This is a genomic window from Ruegeria sp. HKCCA4633, assembly GCF_013034605.1.
GTDB lineage: Bacteria > Pseudomonadota > Alphaproteobacteria > Rhodobacterales > Rhodobacteraceae > Ruegeria.
The window spans coordinates 1-2,412 of sequence record NZ_WQGJ01000021.1 but is presented as its reverse complement, the minus strand read 5'-3'; the positions used below and the strand labels follow the sequence as shown (position 1 = coordinate 2,412).

The window sequence follows — 2,412 nt, the reverse complement described above, 5'->3', positions numbered from 1 at the left end:
AGATGGTGATGATTGCGGGCGCAACTTGTTTTGCACTGCTCGCGGCCTGCGACGATACGGGTACATCCAGTGCGTCCGCCGAACTCACACCCGCTCAGCAGGCGTGTTTGCGAGATGTAGCCAACACAACGAACAATTCGCAAGTCGTGGTGCTCTCATCCGCGTTTAGCGAGGCGGGAACACAAGTCACTGTAGGCGTTGGTGAGGATCGTGCTCCCTGGAATTGTATTGCCTACAGTGATGGAGCAACAGCTGGTATCGAGTTCCTGGGCGACGAAGGCGCATTGTGATCAATTTGGTGCGCGGCTGAACACCGCCGCGCAACACTGTCTTGCTCTTCGGAAAACTCGACTTGGTTTGTAGAATAACCACCATCGTATTCGCGATCTTTTACCTGCTGGCTTTGTTTGTGTTCTTGACGGGTACATTTGGCTGGTTTGAACAAGAAAGAGACCCTTTGTCTGGGGTGTTCCTTTTGCCGTTGGGATTGCCTTGGATACTTGTATCGGACTTGGTTTCAGAGCCATTCAAACCGTGGTTCGCAGCGATTGCACCCGTGCTTAACCTGTTGGCATTGGTCTTAACTTGCAAATGGGCACGCAGTTTGCGCCAGAAGTGAAGGCGGAGCTCTGTCTCACCAAAAAGGAGGAAAACATGGGAAAAGTGATCTTGGGTATTGTGATCGGGCTCGTCTTAGGTGTGGTTGGGGCGATGACCTTGGGTGGCGGGGCCGCGATGGGTGTAGGCGTTGCGACAGGTTTGTCCGCCGGTGTCTGCTCCACATTGAAAGGAGCACAAGCCGAGAACCTGATCACCGCCGAGCAAGCGGATCAGATCCTCAACCGCGTAAATTCCGAAATGGCATCACTGCAAGGAATTGAAACGACGGGCGAGATCGTCGGTAGCGCACAGGCATGCGATGAGTTTCTGTCAAAGTTACAAGAAGCGAAGTGAAGCTCCGCTTTGTACGGAACAAAACTGTAAGAACAAGCTAACAGGGAACCACCTGATGAAACCCTTATTAATCAAAATCTTCACACCCATGTTCGCAATCGCGGGCACAGCTGCTTCTGCAATGTCTGAAGCAGACGACGCTTGTATCGACCATTTGCGGCAGGTTGGTGGACCAGACGGTCAATCCGGAACGATTGAAAGCTCTCAGTTCTCGGAAGCTGGTACGCTCGTCATGCTGCGAGACGCAGGCGGAACACTTTGGCGCTGCATCGCGTACAAGGATGGAAGCATCGGCGAGATGTCGGTTGTCGAGGCGATGGATGATGGAGGAGGAGCCATGGCAGGCGCAGCCGGATCTACTAGTAGCCAACGTGTCAAATTTGATGCTGGTTCAACTGGCGCAGAACTCGTCGGTGAACTCGCGCCCGGAGCGTCGCAGCAATACGTTCTGGGTGCCAAAAACGAACAGTTTCTTTACGTCCGCGTTGCTCCGCGAAATGGCTCCTTGGGCTACGTTATTCGCAACCCCGATGGTTCTGAACTGTTGGGATTGATGTCGGCGGACAAGGAGTATCGAGGGCAGCTTTGGCAATCTGGTGATCATGTTGTGGAGGTTATCAATCGCAGCAACTCTTCCGTCGACTACAACGTAATTTTCGGAATTGAATAGGTGATCAACCAGAAACCCGGAAATGTATTCCCAAAGAAGCTAGGAAAAACAGATGAAATCCAAGTTCCTGTTGGTGATCGGCACGGCGTGTACTGCTGCGCTTGCAGCATGCGACGAGAGTGACGGATCGGTGGATGCAAGTGCACCAACTGTGGGCAGCGCTAGCGATCTTTCGTCATTTGAAGGGGCAAGAGCGGGCCAAGCTGAAATGGGCATCCAAAGTCTCGGATTTGAACTCATCCGAAGCGAAGGTCTGACCTCGTACTGGTTTAACAAGGATACTGGTGCATGTGCTCGGATTACGACGTCTGAGGGAAGGTACTCAGAAGTAGCTATGCTGCCATCAGGTGACTGCTGACAAATTTCCATCAATCCCAAATCTTGAAGAAGGAGCTCAAACTTGCATTTCGACCTGGCACACGCGGCGGTCATCGTAGTCGCCTTGATCATCACTAACCTGGCATTGAAATCGGCTGGCGTGATCAACGAAGAAAACAAGCACCAATGGAATTGGAAAGTTTTTCTAGCCTACTTCGTGGTCGTCGTTATCATCAATCTGGTGTGGCCTATTTAAAGTTCCACAGCGGAAAGCTAACTGCCCACTTGATATGGTCGTCGTGAATTAGCCTTTCCGAGAGACTATCAGGTCGCAAAGGTTTGGGCATCAGAGGTTCAAGAATAGAAAGGAGTTGGCATGCGGTTTTTTGCGTCCCTCATATTCATTGGTTTTCTCGCAACCGCTGCGAATTCTGACGTGACCAGTCGAAACGGCGGTCCAAGCAACAGTC

At 51.8% G+C, this 2,412-nt stretch carries 5 protein-coding genes; all 5 read left to right on the top strand.

The features are described from left to right. The first annotated feature begins 2 nt into the window (after nucleotides 1–2). The 5 genes from GOV85_RS21450 (at nucleotide 3) to GOV85_RS21355 (ending at nucleotide 2,198) form a co-directional block, all read left to right on the top strand. On the top strand, nucleotides 3–290 hold the full coding sequence (locus GOV85_RS21450) for a hypothetical protein (RefSeq protein WP_217358307.1): 288 nt from the start codon (nucleotides 3–5) through the stop codon (nucleotides 288–290). A 364-nt stretch (nucleotides 291–654) separates the two neighbouring features. Further along, nucleotides 655–954 (top strand): hypothetical protein, encoded by a 300-nt coding sequence (locus GOV85_RS21370; protein WP_170720933.1) that lies wholly within the window; start codon nucleotides 655–657, stop codon nucleotides 952–954. Between the two features lie 55 nt (nucleotides 955–1,009). Further along, nucleotides 1,010–1,624, top strand: coding sequence for a hypothetical protein (locus GOV85_RS21365; protein WP_170768564.1), 615 nt, complete (start codon nucleotides 1,010–1,012; stop codon nucleotides 1,622–1,624). Nucleotides 1,625–1,676: 52 nt separating this feature from the next. After that, nucleotides 1,677–1,982 (top strand): hypothetical protein, encoded by a 306-nt coding sequence (locus GOV85_RS21360; RefSeq protein ID WP_170662705.1) that lies wholly within the window; start codon nucleotides 1,677–1,679, stop codon nucleotides 1,980–1,982. Nucleotides 1,983–2,024: 42 nt separating this feature from the next. Beyond that, the gene (locus GOV85_RS21355; protein ID WP_170355752.1) at nucleotides 2,025–2,198 is read left to right on the top strand and encodes a hypothetical protein; all 174 of its coding nucleotides are present in this window, start codon (nucleotides 2,025–2,027) and stop codon (nucleotides 2,196–2,198) included. Nucleotides 2,199–2,412 lie beyond the last annotated feature (214 nt).

What these genes read in the sequence shown, in the direction of transcription:
- GOV85_RS21450 (WP_217358307.1), top strand. Translation starts at nt 3, where the DNA reads ATGGTGATGATTGCGGGCGCAACTTGTTTTGCACTGCTCGCGGCCTGC.
- GOV85_RS21370 (WP_170720933.1), top strand. Translation starts at nt 655, where the DNA reads ATGGGAAAAGTGATCTTGGGTATTGTGATCGGGCTCGTCTTAGGTGTG.
- GOV85_RS21365 (WP_170768564.1), top strand. Translation starts at nt 1,010, where the DNA reads ATGAAACCCTTATTAATCAAAATCTTCACACCCATGTTCGCAATCGCG.
- GOV85_RS21360 (WP_170662705.1), top strand. Translation starts at nt 1,677, where the DNA reads ATGAAATCCAAGTTCCTGTTGGTGATCGGCACGGCGTGTACTGCTGCG.